This window comes from Pedobacter sp. UC225_65 (assembly GCF_042698365.1).
GTDB lineage: Bacteria > Bacteroidota > Bacteroidia > Sphingobacteriales > Sphingobacteriaceae > Pedobacter.
Genome location: NZ_CP170550.1, coordinates 3,738,121 through 3,761,558 on the forward strand (window position 1 = coordinate 3,738,121; position 23,438 = coordinate 3,761,558).

Here is a 23,438-nt window from a genome sequence, read left to right on the forward strand (position 1 = left end):
TGAATAGGTTAAATGCCCAAACAATTATCGGCCTTGTAAAAAACAGAGGTTGCCTTGTTGTAGAACAAGCCAGGAGAAATACCTGTAAATGGCAATTCTTTAAATCCTTTTTCGGTTAAAAATGTTCTGGCTTCTTGGTACATTTCACGCTCTGAATCGTCTAGAACCAAAACACCATTAGGGGTTAACGCATCAATACTATGTTTACAGCAGTTGACACGGTCCCTGCCATCGACAATGATGACTTCAAATTTTTCGCCCAACAATTTTGCCTTTTGACAATATTCTCCTCCTTTTTCTAGGTGGGTAAAAATCATTTCGGCATTGCTGGCCTTCTCCTCTACGATCTTCTTGAACCAAGCCTCGTCATGTTCTACAGAAACCACTCTTTTTACACGTTTGGCATAAAATAAAGTGGAGTTTCCAGAGCCGTACTCAAAAATAGAAAGCTCCTTGTTTAAACGGGTCTTGATAAAATCGATGAAGGAGTAGGTTACCCAAGGTAAAGGTTGCCCAGCTTCATCAACAGCCTGATGTGTATCAAATGCGGTAAACCAACCAATGGTGGCCAAATAACCTTTATGTCCGTAAGATAACAGGGCGTTAAGCCTTTTTGGCTTGCCAATTAGATCTGCTAATGCTTTAAATTTGCTCAACGTTTAAATATTTTTTGAAATGCGGAGACCAAAAATAGTGATTTTAACATCATTATTCCTTGAGGTCGTGTTTTGGGGATAAAAAGAATTAAAAATGTGGCCGAAAAATAGGCAGCTACCGTGGCGATTGCGGTTCCCATCATCCCCATTTTAGGAATCAACAAAAAGTTTAAAATGATGTTGACAATGGCACCAAGACCCGTACGGGTAAAAGTAAGTTTGTTGAAACCTTCGGCAATCAGAAACTGGCCACTGGCCACGCCCAAAAATACAAAAAGACTGCCCCAAACATGCACCGCCAATACAGGTGCTGCCGCTACATATTGTGGTTTAAATGATTTATAGATCAATGGCGAGGCAAAAGTAATGAACAAGGCAAAAGCCAAACTGAGCCATACCATCAGGTCGAAAAGGTTTTGCAGCCTTTTTTGATAACGTTGGGATGATCTCTTCGGGCATTTAAGATGGCAGGGAAAAGAGAGGTCACAATGGCAACTGGTACAAAGTTCAGTGCCTCGCTAAACATCACCACTGTTGCATATGCACCCGAGGCCTTAGTACCTACATCATCGCCTAAGATCTCTTTGAGCATGATCACATCGATCTTCATGTACACAGATACCATAATACCTGAGATGATCAATGGCCATGAGAGGTGCAATAATTTTTTGGCCAGTTGATGGTTGTATTTCCAATTGAAAATGCTCCTTCCTTTTCTTTGGTAGGTGAAAAAATAACCGATGGACAGGATCAGGATGTCAAAAGTATAAGCATAAATGAAATACATGATATCCGCTGCAAGGTAGACCAATAAAATTTTGATGCCTGCAGAAACAATGTTGCCAATGATCTGCACCTGCATGATATATTTAGATTGTACTTCAGATTGGAAATACGAATCGATGATGGTAAAAGATTGAAATAGTCCTGTAAATGACAAGATCAGGATGAACAGGTAGGGGATATTGGTTAAAGGGAATAGCTGCCAAGCGATAAAGATGATGGGAATACACAACAATCCGGCAAATATCTTTAAAAAGAAGGACGTGCCTAAAATGGTATCCCGTTGTTTGGGGAATTGATGCAGCTCTTTTACAATGAAACTATCCAACCCTAAACCAGCCAAGGCCGCAAACAAGAAAACATAAGAAGTAGAAGTGCTTAAAACCCCATTTCTTTCGGGTAACAGGTAATTGGCTACATGAATTGTGGTGGCCATCTTGATCGCCATACTACCTACACGGCCAAGCATCAATAATCCGGTATTTTTAAAATACTTGTTTAGGGCCTGCTCATCAAAACCATTTATCTTAGGTAGTTTCATTAAAGCAAAGATGGTAAAATCATTCAATTATTAGGTAAGCGGCGCACCAACTGCAATTTCGCAGCGATGACCAGGTTCACCATGTTTGGGGTTTAGTTTCGCACTGTTTTTAGCTTCTTTTGGTAAGTTGGCTGGTAATTTAACTTCTACCGGGGCAGTTGCCTGCGGTTTTGAATCTAAAGGTGCACCCACTGCGATTTCGCAGCGATGACCAGGCTCACCATGTTTAGGGTTCAGTTTTTGTCCTGTGGTATTTACAGTATTTTGAGCAGGAACTGCTGATGCTACAGGTGGCATACTCACTACCTGTGGGGTAACTGTTGGTGTAACAGGTGTAGATGGTGCTGTGTTTAAGGGTGCTCCAACTGCAATATCGCAACGGTGTCCTGGTTGCCCATGAGGAGGATTAACTGTGCCACCACCCTTGTTATTTGCTGCAACTGCCGTACTCGGGGCACTATTCTGGATGCCTTGTAAACCAGTAGGGGTTGCGGCATAAGTGTTTGCCGATTCTGGTTTTTTTGGATTACAGGCCATTAAGCCTATCACATAACATATATATAAAACCTGTTTCATATTTTAAGCGCTAATTACCCAAAGATGTGAAAATTACTGCGCTAACTCAAAACTATTTTCTATCCGCTTTAATTGCTTCAAGTGATGGTTCAAATGGATTTCGATAAACCTTAACCATTGTTTGGCATTCAAGTAACCCAAACGGGGATGTTTGACTTTTATTTTGGGATTAGCTCCGTTGAGTTGCGGATAGGTTTTGCCCAATTGCAGTTCAAAGTCTGTGATGAACTGCTGAGCGGCCATGATATTAATTTTTTTTACCCTTTCGGCCAGCCTTTTAGGCACGTTATATTTTTTACCAGGAGGCAAGGTGCCAAAAAAGAGGATTAGCTTTACCCCAAAAAGTGTTGGTTTTTTTTCGCCTTCACCTTTGATGCAGTTGTTTAAGGCCATCAAAGAAAGGAGGCTGGAGTCGAAAATATGAGAATAGACCTCACTGTAACTCCAGCCACCAATAGGAGGGCTCAGCACAAAATCTGCTTCATCCATCTTGTTTAAGCTAACTTGATAGGCATTTACAATTTTGATGATCGATTGATAGACTTTGGCTGTATTCATATCTTAAAGTTAAACTTTATTAACGCTTACTGATAAAATCCAGTAATGCATCTTGGTTGTTCTTGTGTTTAAATACGTCTTTTAAGGTAAAGTAGTTTTGTTTGTCGCTTACATAACGGTACGCCCATTTGGCACAAATTAAGGCTTTGTCTTCGAAAGTATAGAGCCTTAATAATTCTCCCATCTGTGCGGTAGAAGGTGAGGAGTTTTGGAAGGCAGCCTGAAATCAACTTCGTTTTGCCATCGTCAAATGCCTCGCGTTTAATGGTTGCCTTTAATTGCTCAAATGGACCAGATGAATTTGAGTTCTGCTCTGCCCTTGGTGTTTTTTTACTATTTAAGAAGTTCATGAAGTTGTCCTTCGTGCTGTTAAAAGTAAAAGACTCTTTTAGGGTATAATAATTCTGTACATCGCTAATTGCAGGAGCCAGATTTTTCACCAGACTTAGCTTTTTATCATCAGACAATATATTTTGTAATAAAATGGCCACTTGCGCGGTCGATAACTGGGTATAAGCAACATAAGCCTGGATCAATTTGATCTTGTCATCATCAAAAGATTCCTTTTTAACAAGGATACTCAAATCGTTAAATGCTTTGACATTCTCATCAATATACGGTCTGTTAGGTGGAACGATGCCAGTATTGTAGTTGTCACTGTAATCATCAAAATCATTTAGGGCATATCTTCTGTCCTTATATATTTTGAGCTCTTTCGTTATTTGTAATCCGCGTCTAACCGAATAGTTCAACACTAGACGTTCGTCTAAATGAACATCGATCCTATTGCTATAGATCTTTCTGTTGCCTTGTAAAATAGACAGTGTTGGTCGGGTATTGTAAACATCGTAAAATCTAAAGCGACCGTTGGTAGATCCTACAAATTCATCGTCGAGATAAACGGTAAAACTGCCCTGGTCTTCAATTTGGATAAATACTTCTGCTTTACTGCGGTTGTTTTGCGCAAAACTGAGCTGTGCACTCAATAGCGCCAAGCCTAAAAGGATGTAAATTTTCATGTTGATTGATTTGTGTGTACAGCGTGTCTTTCAAACATCAAACCGAGAATTGTTAAGAGATGTTAAAAGTGCGCTAATAATTCTTCAAGGTTCGAAATCTGCCAGGTTACATCTGCTGGCTTTTCTACATTTAATGGGTTAAAAAAAATAGCCTTTAAGCCAAAAGCCTGTGCCCCACGAATATCGGCTTCCAAACTATCTCCAATCATAATGCTCTCCTGTTTTTCGGCAGCGGCCTTGGTCAATGCATGTTCAAAAATTGCTGGGTTTGGCTTGTTCACGCCCACATCTTCAGAAATGATCACTTGCGTAAAATAAGGGTTGAGACCAGATACTTCCATCTTGGTCAGGGTAGTTTCTTTAAAACCATTCGAAATGATATGCAATTGGTATTTCTTCTGGAGGTAACCCAATACCTTTTCTGCACCAGCAAACAGATTGGTTTTTGTCGGACTGATCCTTACATAATCGTCTTCAAATTGCTGAGGTACTTGCTCTGGACTTACCCCTAGTTCGATAAAAGTATTTCTGAAACGTTCGGCCCTTAAAGTTTCTTTAGAGATTTCTCCCAAATGATATTGGGCCCATAGGCGATGGTTGTTCTCCGTATACCGATCAATAAAATCTTGTGCCGAATGTAGGCCTAATGTTTTTAATTGATAGACTTCATAAAGTTCCAAAAGGGTTTCCTGTGCATTGCGGTCAAAATCCCAAATGGTATGGTCGAGGTCGAAAAAAATATGCTTTGTCATTAATCCAAAGGTCGCAAAGATATTTGGCAAAGAGGTAAGAAACTATTCGCTTTTTTAACCTGTTTACTGTCATTTTGAATCGTTGCGATTGATTGAAATCTACCCTTGGATTTCCTTAATGTTTAAATATGAAGTTAAGCCTTGGTTCCATAAGCCAGATCCCGGCATCGCCCAAACCGGGTACAATGTAAGATTTGCTGGTCATCTCCTCATCAATAGCACCCAACCACAAATCTGCCTTTGGTAAATTTGCCCTTACGTGTTTTACGCCTTCGGTACTGGCAATGGCGGCTACAATATGTAGTTTTTTGATTTTGTAACGGTTGATCAGCTCTTTGGCGCAAAGTACCATACTCAAGCCAGTTGCCAACATCGGATCGGCTAGGATCACTACTTTATCTTCAAGGTCTGGTGCCGAAATGTGTTCCATTTGGATAATGAAATCACCACTTTTTTTGGTCTTGCGATAAGCTGTAATAAAAGCAGCCTCTGCTTGGTCGAAAACACTGAGCAACCCCTGTTGCATGGGTATGCCTGCCCTTAAGATCGTAGCTAAAACAGGTTGTTGGGCCAATACCTTGCTCTTGGCAATACCCAATGGGGTTTGCGTATCAATTTCGGTATAGCTAAGCGTTTTGCTGATCTCGTAAGCGAAAAAAGCACCTAAGCGTTCGAGGTTTTTACGAAAACGCATGGAATCTTTTTGGACCACTTCATCACGCATTTCGGCAATGAACGTATTGGCAATTGAATCTGTTTTGTTGAGCTCGAAGATCATATCCTAAAGGTAACAAATTTTGAATAAAATGTAATATGCAATGCAAGAAACAGCTTTTGGCCTAGGTCAATGAATTTTTTAACAGCTCTTCATAAACCGCTTTCCAACCTTTCCATCTACCGGTTTCAGATAAGGCTTCATTATGCCATAAACTATAAAAAGTACCGTTTACCAATTTCACACTTGATAACAACTGGTCTATGGTTTGGTTTGCCTGTTCGGGAGTTAATCTCAGGTACTGCTGCAGGGTTACATCCATTACCGCAAACGGATGCAGCTTAAGGTGGGTCTGTTTTTCAAGTTGCAGGTCGTACCAGAAAAATGGCGTACAGGTGCCAGCCCTAAAACCGAGATGAGAAGAATAGCCCATCGAATAATCGTGATGGATGCCTGCCTTGATCAATTGCAGATAGGTTTGAGGGAACTGGATCTTTAAAAAATGCTGGCGAGACTGGTCTATCCTTTTGTTGGTGAGTTGTTGTAGGGTCAAAAGCTCTTCGTGGATCTTTTTGGTTTCGATGTTCGAGGCATAAGATGGATGTAGACCAATCTGCGCTTCTTTAGCCACTTGTGCAATTAGTCGCTTAAAAGCTTCATTCTCTGGATTGATGTTCTGGTCGAACATTTCATGTCCGTGTTTGGCCAGCAGAAAGAAGAAGATAGGTTTTAAGCGATATTGCTGATGGATTTCGGCCAGGTATTGATAAGTGTCGAAAGGATCGTTTTGACCTAGGCCTGTTCTTAAAATGGAGGCAATTTTTTCAGCATTGAGTTTAACTGCGGCCTGTAAAAAACGAGCGGTGTTTTTGAGCAAGCCATGAGAACGGAAGTAGAATGCCCTGTCTATATCAATAGTGGGTATAAACGTAAACTTCCTTTTCCCAAATACTAAAGCGGGAAATCTTTTAAGGAGGATATTTTTTAAGATCAAGGCCCAGCCATCAATCACGGGGAATTTTAACAGGTCAAGTTTGTGCTGTAGGCTTAGCGCTGCAGGAAAACGTTGGTGTTCATCGGCTTCAAAGGGTAGATATTCTTCGTACCTGCTCAAGAAATAAAAAGAGGCCGCAAAAACATCAAAAGGTAGAGTTCCGTTTGTTACTGCAAAAGGAACTTTTTGATGACCAAATACCGTCTCACCGATTTTTATTGGCGCTATCTGATGTTGGGTCAATAAGGAGACACTGGCAAAAAACAATTCCTCACCTAGTGGAGCATCGGCATAACTCATTTTAGGAGCGCTGCTTTGGATAAAATCCTCGGCAATGCTGGTCAACTCAAAATCACAGTTCAATACCTCCCTAAAAATAAAGTTGAAGATATACTTTACCCTAGGGGTAACTTTAGGGATATAGATCAGTAGTTGCAACATTGTTTAAAGATATTCTTAAAAGTTAAATGTTGCATTAACTTTTTAATTAAAAATTAAGCTTTGTGCATTTAAAAGATAATCCCTTTAAATAAAGTTGAGCGAGTTCATTTGTAGTGCAAGTGTTCCATTTGTGTTTTAAATGTATAACCATCCTATAGAGCTGTGGGATAATTATATGATGGACCAAAAACTGGAGTATGTCCACCAAAATCCGGTTGTTGCAGGAATTGTAGATGAGCCTGAACATTATTTATATAGTAGTGCTAGAGATTATGCAGGGATTAAAGGTTTATTGAATATTAAATTGGTTAGTTAATTTGTATACTTAAAATAATAATAGTCACAAGCGGGACGCTTGCGCCAGATGAGGGGTATTGAAAGCTGTCGATGATTTTAAATTTAAACCATAATTTATGAAAGTTAGATGTTTGTATAATAAAGGGGAAGCATTAAGAATATATGAATATAAGCCTTTACGAGAGGATATGATTGGTAGGTTTGGTGCTACAGGTTATAGTGAATATAATGGATTAGATATTGGAGCAGAATATTTAGTTATGGGTTTGATAATTTTTGAAACCTACCAAGCCTATTTAATTGATAGTAATGGGTTTATTTCAGCTAGTCCTTGTCAATTATTTGATGTTATTGATGAAAAGACAAGTTCTAATTGGAACCTTAGAACTATTGATAAAAATGAAGATGTTTATCCTTTTATACAAATGATAATTGGTTATCCTGAATTATGTTCTGATAAAAAGGCTTATGAAAAGTTAATTGTAGAAAAAGAGGAGGAAGCACAGCGGATTTATTTCAGACGGAAAATCGAATTGGAGTTAGAGTTGTCGTAACCCCTTCTGGCGCAAGTATATTCTAGCGCATAGCGTCCTGCTTGTGCTTAAGATAAATTACAACCAAAGCCTAATGATGTAAAAAATTGTTAGGCTTTTTTTAGTTTGCGTAAGCTTTTCCAGTTTTGGCATCCCGGATAATAGCGTTTGCTAGAAACAGGAGTTTATCTTTAATAGAAGGTTCGAGTTCTGCTATTTCATCAATCAGTTTTAGAGTCTGCTTGTCAAAGCTTGCTTTGTCGCTGTCGCCAGCGAGGTAATCGAATCCCATCTAGCACAAACGGGATGTACAATAAACAATAATAAGCCGGTCAATCATTAAAACCACTTAATTAAAATTGAGACTCAGTTCCCTAGCAGGATAATTAGCCTTTACACTTTTCCGAGTACCCAATCTTTCTACATGTAAAATATTCATTTGATCATCAAAAAGGTCATATAGAATAGTGTTGTTCAAGCTGATACTTTGCAAAGAAGAAACATTGTCGATTTCAAGATAAACATTGGTCGCCTCATGGTCTATTTCAAAACCCACATAACTAGCCGTGGCAGTTTTTCCGTTTACGCTATACTGCAGGTGGGCATTCATGTATTTTTTGATCAATTCGTCCATGGCCTTGTGCAGGGCAGGTTTCGATAGGTCGGTTTTGGTTTTAAACTGCTTGGCCAAAATCGTCTCAAAATCATCTGTAAAGATGCGGCAGCTGATCTCTAAACTTTTTTCTTTTGCATTGAAATTGATCTCTGTTGTACTTACATGTAAGGGATGCTTGTTTAATTTAACCTCTTCTCCTAGAGGTAAAAGCATCAGGATAAGTAACAATTTTGAATAGATAAGGTTCATATGCAACAAAGTTTCGTTTATAATCAAAAAAGAAATTAATTTAGTGCTATAAAAATACAGTGCTGTTTGCATTAAACCTAAATATACCTGATGCCACTAAGCGATTTTTTCTTTTATTTTAAATTGGGTTGGTCGCATATTGTAAGTTTGGATGCGCTAGATCACCAATTGTTCATCTTGGCTTTGGTGGCAGTCTACACAGCTAAAAACCTAAAACAGGTACTGATTTTGGTTACGGCCTTCACCATCGGTCACTCTTTGACCTTGTTGTTAAGTGTGTTGGATGTGATTCGCTTTTCGAGCAAATGGGTAGAATTTCTGATTCCTTGCACCATTTTTATTACCGCATTTAGTAATCTGTTTAAAAAAGATTTTTCAACCAAAGGGCTCAATACAAATTACTATCTTGCATTGTTGTTCGGCCTGATCGATGGTATGGGTTTCGCCAACTCTGTGCGGATGATGTTGGCCAAAGACCAGAACATAGGTTGGGGTCTGTTTGGGTTCAATATCGGTCTAGAGTTCGGACAACTATTTTTTGTGGTCATCATTTTACTACTTACTTGGCTAAGTCTTTCCTTTTTTAGGGTCAGACGAAGAGAGTGGGTTATATTTATATCAGCAGCTGTATTTAGCCTAGCCTTACAAATGGCATTAGAGAGAATACCTTTTTAATTTTTTACAATGAATAAATTCTACAAATTTTTGGTATTAATGGCCTTTGCAGGACCTATTGCATCTGCCCAGAACATTCAGAACAATCCTGGAAGCAACCATGGCAACAAGTTTGAACAGTTGGGTACCATTTTAACTACGCCAAACGAGCAACGTACCGCAAGTGGGGCGCCAGGTGTAAAATACTGGCAACAGCGTGCCGATTACAACATCAAATGTGAGCTGGACGAGAAAAAGCTTACCCTAAAAGGTAGCGAAACCATTACCTATTACAACAATTCGCCCGATGTATTAACTTATATCTGGATCCAATTGGATGAAAACGAGCACAACAACCTGCGCAATGCCAACTATCAGAGCAGTACGCGGATGCCAGCTGGAGCAGGTACTACACAAGTAGACAACCTCAGTGCCGCTGCTACACAAGGCGATAATGGTTCTGGGATTTCGATCACCAAACTCACAGATGCTACAGGAAAAAAATTAAGCTATACCATCAATAAGACCATGATGCGTGTAGAGGTTCCTGCCTTGAAATCAGGTGCCCAATTTGTTTTTAACATCGATTGGAACTATAAGATTACCGATAGGATTGCTGGTGGTGGTCGTGGTGGCTATGAGTTTTTCCCTGAAGATGGAAACTACCTGTTTACCATGACCCAATGGTATCCACGTTTATGTGTATACAGCGATTTCCAAGGCTGGCAGAACCACCAGTTTACAGGAAGAGGAGAATTTGCCTTGACCTTCGGTAACTTTAAAGTGCAGATGACCGTACCGGCAGACCACATGGTAGGTTCAACAGGCGAGTGTATCAACTACAGTGCCGTGTTAACACCAACCCAATTGGCACGTTACACCAAAGCAACAACAAGTACGGTAGCTCCTGTAGAAATTGTAACCTTGGCAGAAGCAAAAGCAGCTGAAGGCAAAAAATCGGAAGCTAAAAAAACCTGGGTTTTTCAGGCCAACAACGTTAGGGATTTTGCTTGGACAGCTTCACGTAAGTTCATTTGGGATGCGATGGCACAGCCAATTGCAGGTAAAAATGTAATGTGCATGAGTTTTTATGGAAAAGAAGCCTATCATTTGTACAGCAAGTTTTCTACCCGTGCGGTGGCACATACCATCAAAACCTATTCAGATTTTACCATTCCTTATCCATACCCAGTGGCACAAAGTATAGAGGCTGCCAATGGAATGGAATATCCGATGATCTGTTTCAACTATGGTCGTACAGATGCAGATGGAACGTATAGCGAAAGCACCAAGAATGGAATGTTGGGCGTAGTAATCCACGAGGTGGGACACAATTTCTTCCCAATGATTGTGAACAGCGATGAACGCCAATGGACTTGGATGGACGAAGGCCTGAACTCTTTTGTGGAGTATTTAACCGAAGAGCTTTGGGACAATAAATTTCCAAGTAAAAAGGGTCCGGCTTATACCATTGTACCCTACATGAAATTGCCAAAAGACCAATTGGAACCAATCATGTCCAATTCAGAAAACATTGTGCAGTTTGGACCAAATGCCTATTCTAAGCCTGCAACAGCCTTAAACATCCTTCGCGAAACCATCATGGGCCGTGAACTGTTTGATTACGCCTTTAAAGAATATTCGAGAAGATGGGCTTTTAAACACCCAACACCAGCAGACTTGTTCAGGACAATGGAAGACGCCAGTGGCGAGGACTTGGATTGGTTTTGGAGAGGTTGGTTTTACGGAACTGATGCCTGTGACATTGCTTTGGACAGTGTAAGATATGCCAAGCCAGATTATGCCGGAATTACTGGCGGTGCAGGAGGCAATAGAGGGGGTGCTGGTGGTGCAAGAGCAGGCGTAAGAGTTGACAGACCTGCTGTAAACGCTTTTGAAGATATCTCTAAAATCAGGAACCGCGAAAATAGCAACATCAAATTCTATACAGATAAAGATTTGGCAGCAAGAGATTTCTATTGGAAATACGATAGAGGTTTGGTACAGATCGATACCACCTTGGCACCAAAACCAGCTGGTCAACCTGCAAGATTGCCAATGGAAGAGTTTACGGCAGAAGAAAAAGCCAAATACGCCGATAAATTCTTTTACGAGTTGAATTTCAGCAATAAAGGAGGTTTGGTGATGCCGATCATTGTAGAGTTTACCTTTAAAGATGGTACAAAATCGATTGATAGGACCCAGCGCAGGTCTGGAGATTGAATGAACAGAAAACATCCAAATTCTATGTGCAGAATAAAGAAGTAGCGTCCATTAAAATCGATCCGATGCGCGAAACCGCTGATATAGACGAAACGAACAATACTTGGGGAGCAGGAGCAGCGCCAAGTAAGTTCCAATTGTTTAAGATGAGGGCAGGAGGAGCTCCGGCAAGGGGCCAATCAGTAGGCTCAAATCCAATGCAACTAGAAAAGAAATCAAAATAAAAAAAGTCCCGACGCAGAGTGGACCTTTTTTTTGTTCATTCCTCAAGGTGTAAGGTAAAAGGTTTAAGGCGTAAGGCAGGTAATAATAACTTGAATTTCACAAAATTAATAAGGTATTTTACCCTAATGAACGAATGGCAAATGAACAGATCATCAGTCTAGTACACTTCAACCTTTAACTTTCAACCTTCAGCTTTTAACTCTTCTCTTTACCCCACGTTCTTTGTTCTTTTAGCCATTATCTCCTATCTTTACTTATAATGAAGTTCAAACTCATCTCAGATTATAGGCCAACTGGCGATCAGCCAAATGCCATCAAACAATTGGTTGAAGGCGTTAATGCCGAAGAACATTATCAGACACTCTTGGGCGTAACCGGCTCTGGTAAAACCTTTACCGTAGCCAATGTGATCGAACAGACCCAAAAACCAACCTTGATCCTAAGTCACAATAAAACTTTGGCCGCACAGCTCTATGGAGAATTTAAACAGTTCTTCCCAGAAAATGCCGTCAACTATTTCGTGTCTTATTACGATTATTATCAGCCGGAGGCTTACATGCCTACCACCAATACCTATATTGAAAAAGACCTGAGCATCAATGAAGAGATCGAGAAGCTCCGTTTACGGACCACTTCGGCCTTGATGTCGGGCAGAAGAGATGTAATTGTGGTTTCGTCCATTTCCTGTATCTATGGTATGGGAAACCCAGAAGATTTCTCTAAATCGGTTTTTCGCTTTGCGGTAGGGACAAGGATCAGTAGAAATTCTTTTTTACATAGCTTGGTAGAAATCCTATATGCCCGTACCATTAATGATTTTAAACGGGGTACCTTCCGTGTAAAAGGTGATACGGTAGATATCTTTCCCGCTTATTTGGACAATGCCTATCGCATTTCCTTTTTTGGCGATGACATTGAAGAATTATCGGTTATTGATCCCATATCAGGCAAGACCCTAGAAAAATTAGAAGACATGGCCATTTATCCAGCCAATCTGTTCGTTACACCGAAAGAGAAATTTAACTCTTCTATTTGGGGCATTCAGGAAGAACTGGAACTGCGCAAAAACCAATTGTTGAACGATAGGCAGCTGTTAGAGGCCAAACGTTTGGAAGAAAGGGTAAATTTCGACATCGAAATGATGAAGGAATTGGGCTATTGTTCTGGTATTGAGAACTATTCAAGGTTTTTCGATGGACGTTCCCCGGGCATGCGGCCCTTCTGTCTGTTGGATTATTTCCCAGATGATTATTTAATGGTAATCGATGAAAGCCATGTGACCGTTCCACAGATCAGGGCAATGTATGGGGGCGACCGTTCCCGTAAAATGTCGTTGGTAGAATATGGTTTCCGTTTGCCTTCTGCTTTGGATAACCGCCCCTTGAATTTTGATGAATTTGAACGACTGGCGCCACAGACCATTTATGTTAGTGCCACGCCTGCAGATTACGAATTGGAAAAAACGGATGGGGTAGTGATCGAACAGGTGATTAGGCCTACTGGTCTATTGGATCCGATGATCGAAGTGCGACCAGCCATTAACCAAGTGGATGACCTGTTGGATGAAATTGACAAGACCATTAAAATGGGCGACCGGATTTTGGTCACCACTTTGACCAAGCGCATGGCAGAAGAACTGACGAAATACATGGACAGGTTGAACATCAAATGCCGTTACATCCACTCCGAAGTGAAGACCTTAGAACGTGTAGAAATCTTGCGTGGGCTACGTTTGGGCGAGTTTGATGTATTGGTAGGAATCAACCTGCTAAGGGAAGGTCTGGATCTGCCAGAAGTAAGTTTAGTAGCCATTTTAGATGCAGATAAAGAAGGATTCTTGCGTTCTGATCGGGCATTGATCCAAACGATTGGTCGTGCTGCCCGTAATGATAGAGGTCGGGTAATTATGTATGCCGATAACATGACCCAATCTATGGAAAGGACCATTGACGAAACCAATAGACGTAGAGAAAAACAGATCAGTTATAACCTGGAGCATGGCATCACCCCAAAAACTGTAGGCAAAACCAGAGAAGAAATTATAGAACAAAGTTCAGTATTGGATTTCTCAGAAAGCAAGGCCCGTACAAAAGCTTATGTGGAGATTGATGAGGTAAGTATTGCAGCTGATCCAATTGTACAGTACATGACTAAACCAGAACTGCAAAAAGCCATAGACAAGACTCGGAAAGATATGCAGAAAGCGGCAAAAGATATGGATTTCTTAATGGCTGCCCGTATGCGGGATGAAATGTTTGCCCTAGAAAAAGTATTTGAAGAACGTTTTAGTAAATAAGACAAAACCTTGTAGGACATGGATATTTATGGCTCTACCTAACTAACGAAGAACTAACAACAAACCAACTAACCACAAACCAACTAATAACTAACAACTACCCAACGAACAACAATAGATAGATGAATAAAATTGGTTTTATTGCCGGATTGCTATTGCTACATCTTGTTGCAGCAGCACAAGTAAAAGAAATTACAGTGCCCTTAGGTGGCAATGCCTATGCAAATGGTGTAAGTGAAAGATTGGTCACCAGAAATGGAATTGAAAACTGGAACGATGGCAACACTTCATTTAAGGTATATGTGCGTTTTTCCAAAACTGGAAATTTGGCCATCTCCCTAAATAATGTGACTAAAATCAATGGAGAAAACCAACTCAGTTTGGGTATCAATAACCAAAACAAAACAGTTGCGGTGGCCGAAGGTAAAACCCTTGTGCCTGTAGGCGAATGGCAGAATCAAAGACACAGGTTATGTAGCCATAGAGATCAAAGGATTAAAAAAGACTGGAACACAGTTCCCAAATATTGGAAGTTTGATTTTATCGGGAACAGCCATCAATGAACAGACCAGCTATGTGAAAAACAATGAGGGCAACTTTTTCCATTGGGGCAGAAGAGGTCCATCGGTACATTTAAATTATCAACTTCCATCCCAAACAGAGGCAGAGTGGTTTTATAATGAAGTAACGGTACCAAAAGGCGAAGATGTGATTGGTTCGTATTTTATGGCCAATGGTTTTGCTGAGGGTTATTTTGGGATTCAAGTCAATTCAGCAACAGAAAGAAGAATTTTGTTTTCGGTCTGGAGTCCATTTACAACCGATAATCCCAAAGATATTCCAGAGAGCCATAAGATTCAGCTGTTAAAAAAAGGAAAAGAAGTACATACCGGAGAGTTTGGTAACGAAGGTTCTGGCGGTCAAAGCTATTTGAAATACAATTGGAAGGCTGGCAATACTTACAAGTTCTTATTGCGCGCTACGCCCGGTACACCAATCCCTCGCCCAAATGCAGCTGACGGAACAGTAGCTATTGAATATGTAAAAGACAGCACTACCACCTATACGGCCTACTTTTTTGCACCCGAACTGAACCAATGGCAATTGATTGCTTCTTTCGAACGGCCCAAAACACAGACCTACTTGAAACGGCTACATTCATTTCTAGAAAACTTTATTCCCGAGTATGGTGATCGCTCTAGAAAGGTTTTGTTCAGCAACCAATGGGTCTGTGATACAAAAGGAAATTGGACCGAACTGAACACTGCGCGTTTTACCACAGACAATACAGGAAATGTAAACTACCGTAAAGATTATGCCGGAGGATTGATGGACGGAAGCTTTTATTTGAAGAATGGCGGCTTCTTTTCTAATTTTACACCAGCCAAAACCATGTTTACCAGAAAGGAAGCAGGTAAAAAACCGAATATCGATTGGAGCAAACTCCCATAAATTATGCAAGGACAAAATAGAAAAGATATTTACCCAGGATTAGAAGTAGGATCATCTTAAAAAAAGACCAAAGAAACGGAAACGTAACCTATGGGATTGTTAAAAATCTATTGACTTCCTCTGCCTTCCATTCTAGGGGAATAAAAGTACGTTTAGAAGATGGCCAGATAGGCAGGGTTACAGAAATTGTAGAAGAGACTTGATATGAAAAAATTATTTGTCGTTTTTCTTTTGATGTTGGGTGTGGTGAATGTTTTTGGCCAAAGTGCTAACAAAAATGAACCCACAATGATCCGCATGTATTGTGGCCCGACTAAAATCGACCCGACAAAAAGCCCAATGCTAGTCGTAAATGGTAAATATATTATATATCCATTGGAAGATATGGTCTCGCGTTTTAGAGTAGATGATATTGAAGATCTGAATGTTTATAAAAATAGAGATAGTTTGATTGGATTATATGGAGAAAAGGCGAAAAATGGAGTGGTTAGTCTGGAGTTGAAAAAAAGAGCAGCTATCATCGAAATGGATGAACTGTTTGATTCGTTTAACATTAAAGAAAAACATAGATCCTGCCTTTATATGTCAATGATAAACTAATCATAGATAAGGTTGGTTTTTTTATCTCTTCGGCTATGATAAGGAAAGTAAAAGTAGTGAACAGACCAACGGACGGAGTGCCTGATCTTGAATTTATTTCTATAACAACAAAACCTTAAGTGTCTATTAATTGTAATGAAAGTGCAATTATCTTTTTAAAAAGTAACAAAAAATTAATCGCTGCGTCTATATTTGTGTTAATAATATAATAAAAATGGGTTACGTATTAAACTTTATACTGATTGCAATTATCGTACTTTGGGTTATCCGACTCTTGTTCCGGATGATATTTCCAGTGATGCTAAAAAATGTTTTCGGTAACATGCAGAACCAAGCTGCAGGTCAACAACACCAGCAACAACAACGCTCTACTAAACCAGAGGGCTCTATTTCAATTGACTATATGCCTAAAAAAGAGAAAAAAGGCAACGCAGATAAATTAGGTGATTTTGTAGACTACGAAGAGATCAAATAATGCTGTTCTATAACTAAGGGTCTGGCTGTTATGGTTAAGATTTTAACCAAATAGCCTAATTTTAACAAATTTTAACGCATATTAATTTAAATAAAAGTAATATTTGCTGTAGCGTAATTTAATATGCATTCGTTTAAAAGAATAAACCTTTAATTATTTTTATGAAAAATCTTAACCTTACCTTATCAAGTCTCTCTGCCCGTTTAGCTACCTATTTAGGTGTAGCTGCTTTTGGTATACTTTCCTTAAGCTCCTGCAAAAAAAAGGAAAACCCAACAGTAGACAAAAGCTACATAAGAATAATTAATACCTCACCAACAGCTGCTACCTTTAATGCTTATTTAAACGATAAGATGGCAAATACTGTCCCATTGCCTTTTGGAGGAACAATAGCATACCTGCTCGTTGATCCAGGTACTTACGCCATTAAATTGACTACTGCAAGTGATGTGCAGAGCATATTGACCAAATCTGTTAGTGTGACCAAAAACTTGGCCTATTCTTATTATGTGATCGATAAAGCGCCAAACTTGGATGGGTTATTGGTTACAGATGACATGAGCATGGCCACAATGGACAGAACATTTGTAAAATTTATCAACCTAAGCCCTGATGCGCCAGCGCTTGACCTGAAGATAAAGGACGGAGCAGCTGTAACCACAGGTAAAACCTATAAAACATCAAGCACCTTTACAGGTATAGAAGCAAAAACCTATACTTTCGAGATCAAAGACACCAATACAGGAGCAGTGAAAGCCACTTTAGCTGATGTTGCTTTAACAGCAGGTCGTTTTTATACCATTGTTGCTAGAGGATTGATGACTCCGGGGAACAACGAACAGTCATTTGGTGTACAAGCTGTGATCAACCAATAGAACCTGTCAAAAACGAATGGGTATAAGCCTTGTGGCAATAGATGTATAGAAACCATTTCATTGTTACTGCTAACCGTAAAATATCAAAATCAAATTTAAATGGGCCTTAAATATAATAGGCCCATTTATTTTATTTCCTTTTTTATCTCGACCAATTTTCTATTTTTGGGAAATCGTTTAATTTTAATTAACCTCAATGAACAATTGGTTTAATAAAAATGGCATCCATTTAGCCATTCTTGCAGCTTTCTTAGTAATCTGTTTTGTCTATTTCAGCCCTGTGTTACAGGGAAAAGCACCCATTCAAGATGACGTTATCCAGTCAAAGGCGATGCAAAAAGAAATCATGGACTATAAGGCCAAAGATGGGAAAGCACCACTTTGGACCAACCAGATGTTTGGAGGGATGCCAGCTTATCAAATTTGGGCACAATATGCCTACAATGGTGCAACTTATGGCATTGCCTTGATGACCAAAGCATTGCCTAACCCTGTAGGGACAGTATTTTTATTATTGATTGGTGCATATTTTTTGTTTATTGTACTCAAAGTAAATCCTTGGCTCGCTGCTGCAGGAGCCATTGCCTTTGCATTTACTACCTACAATTTTGTACTCATTGCCACAGGACATAGCAATAAGGCATTGGCCATCGGCTTTTTTGCCCCTATCATAGCCGGAATTTTATTGACCATGCGTGGCAAGTATTATTTGGGCGCAAGTTTAACAGCTTTGTTCTTGGCTTTAGAGCTGAGGTCGAACCACGTACAGATGACCTATTATCTGTTCTTGTCTATTCTTATTTTTATCGGAATTGAAGTTTATCAGGCCTATAAATCAAAAACACTTCCAGCACTTGGTAAAGCGATTGGCTTTCTTTCGCTTGCGGTAGTTTTGGCGGTAATGGTCAATGCCAGTTTATTATGGACAACTTCCGAATATGCCAAAGAAACCAACCGTGGTAAATCTAACCTGACCAATAACGTTGGTAAACAAGAAGGTATGACTAAAGATTATGCGTACGGATGGAGCCAAGGTGTTGGAGAAAGCTTTACCTTTTTGATTTCAGATCTTTATGGTGCAAGCCATCAAAGAAAACTGGATGATAAATCAGAGGTTTATAAAACACTTACGGAGATTGGCGCATCGCCAGAGCAGGCAATAGACCTCACACAACGCATGCCAACCTACTGGGGAGAAAAATCCTATACTTCTGGAGGTTATTACTTCGGAGCTATCGTTTGTTTCCTTTTTGTATTCGGTCTATTCATTGTACGTAGCCGTTTAAAATGGTGGGTTTTAGGTACAACTGTTTTGTTTATACTGCTTTCGTTTGGTAAAAACTTCCCATTGGTATCCGATCTATTCTTTGATTACTTCCCGCTATACAATAAGTTTAGGGCTGTAGAATCTATTTTGGCTGTAGTCGGACTGATGGTGCCAATATTGGCATTTTTAGCAGTAAAAGAAGCACAAGAAGGTAATATTGAACAGAAGGTATTGGTTAAAAAATTAACCTGGGCCGCAGGTATAACAGGCGGTTTCTGTTTATTGGTGGCGATTGCACCAACAATTTTCTTCAATTTCAGAACTTCTGAGCATGCAGACTTTGTACAACAATTAGGTACCATGTTCCAAAATAATGAACTAGGACAGAAAGTGGCCAATGCTTTAATCAAAGATAGAACTTCACTTGCGCAAGCAGATGCATTGCGTTCCTTCTTGTTTATCCTAGTTGGCTTTGGGATTATTTGGGCCTTTATCACCAAAAAAATGAATATGCAGTTGGCTTTTGGGTTGTTGACCCTGGCTGTACTGATAGACATGTGGCAAGTAGATCGTCGTTACCTTAACAACTCAAATTTTGAGAGTAAATCAGCATTGGCCAATTATTTTCAACCACGTGATGTAGATACTTTCATCATGTCTGATAAAGACCCTGATTTTAGAGTGTATGACCAGACAATTAACACTTTCTCTAGTGCAAATGCCTCTGCTTTCCATAAAACGATTGGTGGTTACCATGCGGCAAAACTGAAAAGATATGATGAGCTGATCCAAGGCCAATTTGCGAAAAGTGTAAATATGGATGTATTGGACATGCTAAATACCAAATACCTTATTACCCAGGATTCCACAAACTGGATCTGTTAAGATGCAAAGAAACAGTACCGCATTAGGCAATGCCTGGATTGTAGAAAGTGTGCAGTATGTAAAAAACTCAGACGAAGAGATGAAGGCCATCAGCAGCTTTGATCCAAAGAAAGAAGCCATTGTTGACCAAGAGTATAAAAAATTCATTGATACGACCCGTTTAGGTGCAAGTACCTACTGCATTTATCAAAATGGAGAGCTATCATCCAGATCATTTGGTTTATTCTTATAGTGCACCTAGAGACATCATTGCGGTGTTTTCAGAAATCTATTACGATAAAGGATGGAACATGTATGTAGATGGTGTAAAGAAAGATTATTTCAGGGCCGATTATGTATTAAGAGCAGCTCAGTTAGTAGCGGGTAACCATAAAGTTGAATTTAAGTTTGAACCAAAATCGTATTATATGGGAGAGAAGATTTCTCTAGCAGGATCGATTTTGTTGGTGTTGTTCTTAGGTTTTGCAGGTTACACAGAAACCAGAAAAAAGAAAGTAGCTTAGTCAACGCATAAATAATTTTAAAGTCCCAGGTCTACAGACTTGGGGCTTTTTGTTTGTATACTTTTTCTAGCGTTGTCGATTTTAAGCAAAGAAAGGCCTCCATGTTAACAAATTGATAAAAACAACGTATCATAATATATTCTTAACATGCTGTTAATCTAGCTATTGCAATTTTGTAATCATAAAATAGATCAAAATGCCAGAATTGTTTCTAGTTATCTGCTTGCTTGCAATTGTTGTTTTTTTCTTTAGTCCATATGATTTGACTATTGATGAAGAGGAAGACTGAACAAAACAATGCTGCTCCAGCTTTTTGTCAAATAGCACATCTGGCATTTGATGCGCCAAAAAATCTGTATGGAAAAGCGAGAAGTTGAGATTGCGGTAATTTCCGACGTACATCTGGGTACTTATGGCTGCCACGCCAAAGAGCTGTTGAAATATCTGAAAAGCATCAAGCCTAAAATGATCATCCTCAATGGCGATATTATCGATATTTGGCAGTTCAGCAAAAGATATTGGCCCGAAACCCACATGAAGATCGATTCGTAAGTTGATGAAATTTGTGGTAGAGGGTGTACCTGTCTATTATTTAACGGGTAACCACGATGAAATGCTGCGAAAGTTTGCAGACATGCACATGGGGGCATTCCATCTTCAGAATAAATTGGTGTTGGAATTGGATGGCAAAAAAGCATGGTTCTTTCATGGAGATGTATTTGACGTAACCATGCAACATTCTAAATGGCTGGCCAAATTGGGTGCCATCGGTTATGATAGCCTGATCCTGATCAATAGTTTTACCAACTGGTGCTTGTCGTCAATTGGTCGCGAAAAAATGAGCTTTTCCCAAAAGATCAAGGCCAAATTTAAAGATGCCGTAAAATTCATCAATAGCTTTGAACAGACTGCAGCCGATCTGGCCATAGAAAAGGGCTACCAATACGTAGTTTGTGGACATATACACCATGCAGAACTGCGCGAAATTGTAACCGAAAATGGTTCGGTAACTTATTTGAACAGTGGCGATTGGGTAGAGAGCTTAACAGCTTTAGAGTACAATCAAAAAGAATGGACGATTTTTAAATACCAAGCAGCTGATTTTGAAAAGGATGAAGTAGAACAAGGTATTTTATCAGATAGCGAAGATCTACACAGCAAATTGGATATCAATACGCTGTTGCAAAAGATCAAATTAGAAATTGTTTAGGTAGTGCAGAAAAAAATACTTTACGCCATACAAGGTACGGGCAATGGTCACATTAGCAGGGCTAGGGAAATCGTACCCTTGCTTCAACAACATGGTGAACTTGATATCCTGATTTCAGGAACGCAGGCCGATGTAAAACTTACCCAAGAAGTGAAATATCAATTACACGGCTTTAGTTTTATTTTTGGAAAAAATGGAGGTGTTGATCATCTCAAAACTTATAGAACGATGGATTTGGGTCGTTTTTATAAAGACATGAAGACTTTGCCATTGGGCGATTACAACCTGATCATCAACGATTTTGAACCTGTTACGGCATGGGCTTGTCGCAGAAAAGGCATTGAAAGTGTTTCCTTGAGTCATCAGGCTTCTTTTACTTCCGCTAAGGTGCCTCGCCCAAAGGTAAGAGACTGGGGCAAGCTGATCTTGGACAATTATGCACCAACCACCCATCATGTAGGTTTTCATTTCGAAAGCTATGACGATTTCATCTACACTCCGGTCATCCGTAAAGAGATCAGAAGTCTAGAGCCAAGCAATTTAGGCCATTATACGGTGTACTTGCCTGCAATTGATGATCGACACCTGGTGAAGTTGTTGAAACAGATTCCTTCGGTAAGGTGGGAGGTTTTCTCCAAACATACCCGTCAATCTTACAGCGATGCCAATGTTTTTGTTGAACCTGTAAACAATGAAAAGTTTAACAAGAGCATGGCCAGTTGCGAAGGCCTGTTTACTGGTGGCGGTTTTGAAGGGCCTGCCGAAGCATTGTTTTTAGGTAAAAAACTATTGGTAGCCCCCATGAAATTTCAATACGAGCAACAGTGCAATGCTTATGCATTGATGCAGATGGGACTGCCTGTAATTTGGCGAAACAACCACAATTGGTTGCCCGTTTTAAAAGATTTTGTAACAAACACCCAACAACACCAGTTTCATTTTCCGGATCATACAGCTTCAATAATTGATGAGGTGGTGCAGACTTTTGCCAGATAAATTTCTTTACTTTGCCTTTAACAAGAAGGCATGATCAATCAGTTCAGAAATTTAAATCCGGTAAATATTTTAATACTGGCCGCATATACCATTTTTATGCGGTTAGCGATATTCATCCATCTGCCAACAAGGCTTGATTTCGAATTTCTGGAGCCTTATGCCAAACTCTTTATCCAAATACCTTTATCCAGCTCATTTTCGCCTTTGGCCAATATATTTTTTGCGGCTGTAATTACCTTTGTGCAGGCCATTATTTTTAATCGGATCATCAATAACCACGGCCTGTTGGCTAAGCCAAGTTATTTGCCTGGGCTACTTTATATTACCGGTTCTAGTTTGTTTATGCAGTTTCTAATCTTAAGTCCACCGTTGATCTGTAATTTCCTGCTGATCTGGATGATGGATAAATTTTTGAAGATCGGTAAAACAACCAATGGTATGATGACCATGTTTGATGTAGGAATGATCATTGCTTTGGGCACGTTGATCTATTTCCCTTTTATTGTGTTGCTCATTATGCTTTGGTTGAGCTTGTTATTGTACCGCTCTTTCAACTGGAGGGAATGGATTGCAGGTTTGATTGGGTTTTTGACCATTTTCTTTTTCATTGCTGTTTTTTATTACTGGAATGACAACATTACCCAGTTTTATAAAATCTGGAAGCCTTTGGTCAATAAATTCCCTTCGGTATTGCAGATCAATTATAACGATTATCTGGTGTTGATTCCTGTGGCCATCATTATGGTGTTGGCAACACTGCAATTGCGCGAGAACTTTTTTAGGAGCTTTATCAGTACCAGAAAAGCATTTCAGATGTTGTTTTTTATGTTCATCATCGTCATCATCAGTTTTTATACCAAACCAGACTTTAGGGTCTACCACTTTTTATTGAGCGTTCCGCCAGGCGCAGTGTTGTTGGCCTACTATTTTTCCAATGCCAAAAAACGTTGGTTTTACGAATCACTATTTGCCATATTAGTGCTTTGTATCCAGTATTTTTTGTTTGTTTAACCTTTTTTAACAATTTGACACCTTGAAACTTGCTAA

General features: G+C 39.6%; 27 protein-coding genes and 3 pseudogenes. 18 read left to right on the forward strand and 12 right to left on the reverse strand.

Going from position 1 to position 23,438, the window contains the following annotated elements:
* Positions 1–8 precede the first annotated feature (8 nt).
* The 10 genes and pseudogenes from ACFJIZ_RS19730 to ACFJIZ_RS19775 form a co-directional block, all read right to left on the reverse strand.
* Complete coding sequence (locus ACFJIZ_RS19730) at positions 9–656, reverse strand: FkbM family methyltransferase (RefSeq protein ID WP_379088053.1); 648 nt, start codon at positions 654–656, stop codon at positions 9–11.
* Positions 653–1,057, reverse strand: a complete 405-nt coding sequence (locus ACFJIZ_RS19735; protein ID WP_379088056.1) for a polysaccharide biosynthesis C-terminal domain-containing protein — start codon at positions 1,055–1,057, stop codon at positions 653–655. Before ACFJIZ_RS19735 ends, ACFJIZ_RS19730 begins: the two co-directional genes overlap by 4 nt.
* On the reverse strand, positions 1,057–1,980 hold the full coding sequence (locus tag ACFJIZ_RS19740; protein WP_379088059.1) for a flippase: 924 nt from the start codon (positions 1,978–1,980) through the stop codon (positions 1,057–1,059). Before ACFJIZ_RS19740 ends, ACFJIZ_RS19735 begins: the two co-directional genes overlap by 1 nt.
* Before the next feature lie 30 nt (positions 1,981–2,010).
* Positions 2,011–2,556, reverse strand: a complete 546-nt coding sequence (locus ACFJIZ_RS19745; protein ID WP_379088062.1) for a hypothetical protein — start codon at positions 2,554–2,556, stop codon at positions 2,011–2,013.
* Between the two features lie 33 nt (positions 2,557–2,589).
* Complete coding sequence (locus ACFJIZ_RS19750) at positions 2,590–3,114, reverse strand: DinB family protein (RefSeq protein WP_379088065.1); 525 nt, start codon at positions 3,112–3,114, stop codon at positions 2,590–2,592.
* A 19-nt stretch (positions 3,115–3,133) separates the two neighbouring features.
* Positions 3,134–3,298, reverse strand: coding sequence for a DUF4476 domain-containing protein (locus ACFJIZ_RS19755; RefSeq protein WP_379088068.1), 165 nt, complete (start codon positions 3,296–3,298; stop codon positions 3,134–3,136).
* A gap of 166 nt (positions 3,299–3,464) precedes the next feature.
* A pseudogene (locus ACFJIZ_RS19760) lies at positions 3,465–4,133 on the reverse strand (DUF4476 domain-containing protein); the annotation flags it as partial.
* A 62-nt stretch (positions 4,134–4,195) separates the two neighbouring features.
* Positions 4,196–4,885 carry a YjjG family noncanonical pyrimidine nucleotidase gene (locus ACFJIZ_RS19765; protein WP_379088071.1) on the reverse strand — a complete coding sequence of 230 codons (690 nt, stop codon included), beginning with the start codon at positions 4,883–4,885 and terminating at the stop codon, positions 4,196–4,198.
* A 115-nt stretch (positions 4,886–5,000) separates the two neighbouring features.
* A complete protein-coding gene (gene upp / locus ACFJIZ_RS19770; protein ID WP_379088074.1) occupies positions 5,001–5,663 on the reverse strand; it encodes a uracil phosphoribosyltransferase in 663 nt (220 codons plus the stop codon).
* Between the two features lie 61 nt (positions 5,664–5,724).
* On the reverse strand, positions 5,725–7,035 hold the full coding sequence (locus ACFJIZ_RS19775) for a polysaccharide deacetylase family protein (RefSeq protein ID WP_379088077.1): 1,311 nt from the start codon (positions 7,033–7,035) through the stop codon (positions 5,725–5,727).
* A gap of 139 nt (positions 7,036–7,174) precedes the next feature.
* Between ACFJIZ_RS19775 and ACFJIZ_RS19780 the strand changes: the two genes are divergently transcribed.
* The gene (locus ACFJIZ_RS19780) at positions 7,175–7,351 is read left to right on the forward strand and encodes a hypothetical protein (protein ID WP_379088080.1); all 177 of its coding nucleotides are present in this window, start codon (positions 7,175–7,177) and stop codon (positions 7,349–7,351) included.
* A gap of 97 nt (positions 7,352–7,448) precedes the next feature.
* Positions 7,449–7,886: a hypothetical protein gene (locus ACFJIZ_RS19785; RefSeq protein WP_379088083.1), complete on the forward strand. Its 438-nt coding sequence runs from the start codon at positions 7,449–7,451 to the stop codon at positions 7,884–7,886.
* 100 nt (positions 7,887–7,986) lie between these two features.
* On the opposite strand, the gene ACFJIZ_RS19790 is transcribed toward ACFJIZ_RS19785, so the two are convergent.
* Positions 7,987–8,157 (reverse strand): hypothetical protein, encoded by a 171-nt coding sequence (locus ACFJIZ_RS19790; protein WP_379088086.1) that lies wholly within the window; start codon positions 8,155–8,157, stop codon positions 7,987–7,989.
* 57 nt (positions 8,158–8,214) lie between these two features.
* A complete protein-coding gene (locus tag ACFJIZ_RS19795; RefSeq protein ID WP_379088089.1) occupies positions 8,215–8,694 on the reverse strand; it encodes a DUF6702 family protein in 480 nt (159 codons plus the stop codon).
* A gap of 126 nt (positions 8,695–8,820) precedes the next feature.
* Here ACFJIZ_RS19795 and ACFJIZ_RS19800 point away from each other — a divergent pair, with 126 nt between their 5' ends.
* The 16 genes and pseudogenes from ACFJIZ_RS19800 (at position 8,821) to ACFJIZ_RS19875 (ending at position 23,402) form a co-directional block, all read left to right on the forward strand.
* Positions 8,821–9,405: a HupE/UreJ family protein gene (locus ACFJIZ_RS19800; protein WP_379088091.1), complete on the forward strand. Its 585-nt coding sequence runs from the start codon at positions 8,821–8,823 to the stop codon at positions 9,403–9,405.
* 9 nt (positions 9,406–9,414) lie between these two features.
* Positions 9,415–11,607 (forward strand): M1 family metallopeptidase, encoded by a 2,193-nt coding sequence (locus ACFJIZ_RS19805; RefSeq protein WP_379088094.1) that lies wholly within the window; start codon positions 9,415–9,417, stop codon positions 11,605–11,607.
* A gap of 26 nt (positions 11,608–11,633) precedes the next feature.
* On the forward strand, positions 11,634–11,831 hold the full coding sequence (locus tag ACFJIZ_RS19810; protein WP_379088097.1) for a hypothetical protein: 198 nt from the start codon (positions 11,634–11,636) through the stop codon (positions 11,829–11,831).
* 260 nt (positions 11,832–12,091) lie between these two features.
* On the forward strand, positions 12,092–14,128 hold the full coding sequence (gene uvrB, locus ACFJIZ_RS19815) for an excinuclease ABC subunit UvrB (RefSeq protein WP_379088100.1): 2,037 nt from the start codon (positions 12,092–12,094) through the stop codon (positions 14,126–14,128).
* A 122-nt stretch (positions 14,129–14,250) separates the two neighbouring features.
* Complete coding sequence (locus ACFJIZ_RS19820) at positions 14,251–14,691, forward strand: DUF5077 domain-containing protein (protein WP_379088102.1); 441 nt, start codon at positions 14,251–14,253, stop codon at positions 14,689–14,691.
* Entirely contained in the window at positions 14,615–15,580 is a 966-nt protein-coding gene (locus tag ACFJIZ_RS19825; RefSeq protein ID WP_379094146.1) for a DUF3472 domain-containing protein, read from the forward strand. Before ACFJIZ_RS19820 ends, ACFJIZ_RS19825 begins: the two co-directional genes overlap by 77 nt.
* Positions 15,581–15,583: 3 nt before the next feature.
* A pseudogene (locus tag ACFJIZ_RS19830) lies at positions 15,584–15,783 on the forward strand (YwbE family protein).
* Between the two features lies 1 nt (position 15,784).
* Complete coding sequence (locus ACFJIZ_RS19835; protein WP_379088105.1) at positions 15,785–16,180, forward strand: hypothetical protein; 396 nt, start codon at positions 15,785–15,787, stop codon at positions 16,178–16,180.
* Positions 16,181–16,394: 214 nt separating this feature from the next.
* Positions 16,395–16,655, forward strand: coding sequence for a DUF4834 family protein (locus ACFJIZ_RS19840; RefSeq protein ID WP_379088108.1), 261 nt, complete (start codon positions 16,395–16,397; stop codon positions 16,653–16,655).
* 161 nt (positions 16,656–16,816) lie between these two features.
* Positions 16,817–17,530, forward strand: a complete 714-nt coding sequence (locus tag ACFJIZ_RS19845) for a DUF4397 domain-containing protein (protein WP_379088111.1) — start codon at positions 16,817–16,819, stop codon at positions 17,528–17,530.
* Positions 17,531–17,726: 196 nt separating this feature from the next.
* Positions 17,727–19,682: a hypothetical protein gene (locus tag ACFJIZ_RS19850; RefSeq protein ID WP_379088113.1), complete on the forward strand. Its 1,956-nt coding sequence runs from the start codon at positions 17,727–17,729 to the stop codon at positions 19,680–19,682.
* A gap of 1 nt (position 19,683) precedes the next feature.
* Positions 19,684–19,914: a hypothetical protein gene (locus tag ACFJIZ_RS19855; RefSeq protein WP_379088115.1), complete on the forward strand. Its 231-nt coding sequence runs from the start codon at positions 19,684–19,686 to the stop codon at positions 19,912–19,914.
* On the forward strand, positions 19,874–20,185 hold the full coding sequence (locus ACFJIZ_RS19860; RefSeq protein ID WP_379088117.1) for a YfhO family protein: 312 nt from the start codon (positions 19,874–19,876) through the stop codon (positions 20,183–20,185). Before ACFJIZ_RS19855 ends, ACFJIZ_RS19860 begins: the two co-directional genes overlap by 41 nt.
* Before the next feature lie 357 nt (positions 20,186–20,542).
* Positions 20,543–21,395 (forward strand): annotated as a pseudogene (locus ACFJIZ_RS19865) (UDP-2,3-diacylglucosamine diphosphatase).
* A 3-nt stretch (positions 21,396–21,398) separates the two neighbouring features.
* On the forward strand, positions 21,399–22,391 hold the full coding sequence (locus ACFJIZ_RS19870; protein WP_379088120.1) for a glycosyltransferase family protein: 993 nt from the start codon (positions 21,399–21,401) through the stop codon (positions 22,389–22,391).
* A 30-nt stretch (positions 22,392–22,421) separates the two neighbouring features.
* Complete coding sequence (locus ACFJIZ_RS19875; protein WP_379088123.1) at positions 22,422–23,402, forward strand: DUF6427 family protein; 981 nt, start codon at positions 22,422–22,424, stop codon at positions 23,400–23,402.
* Positions 23,403–23,438: the final 36 nt, after the last annotated feature.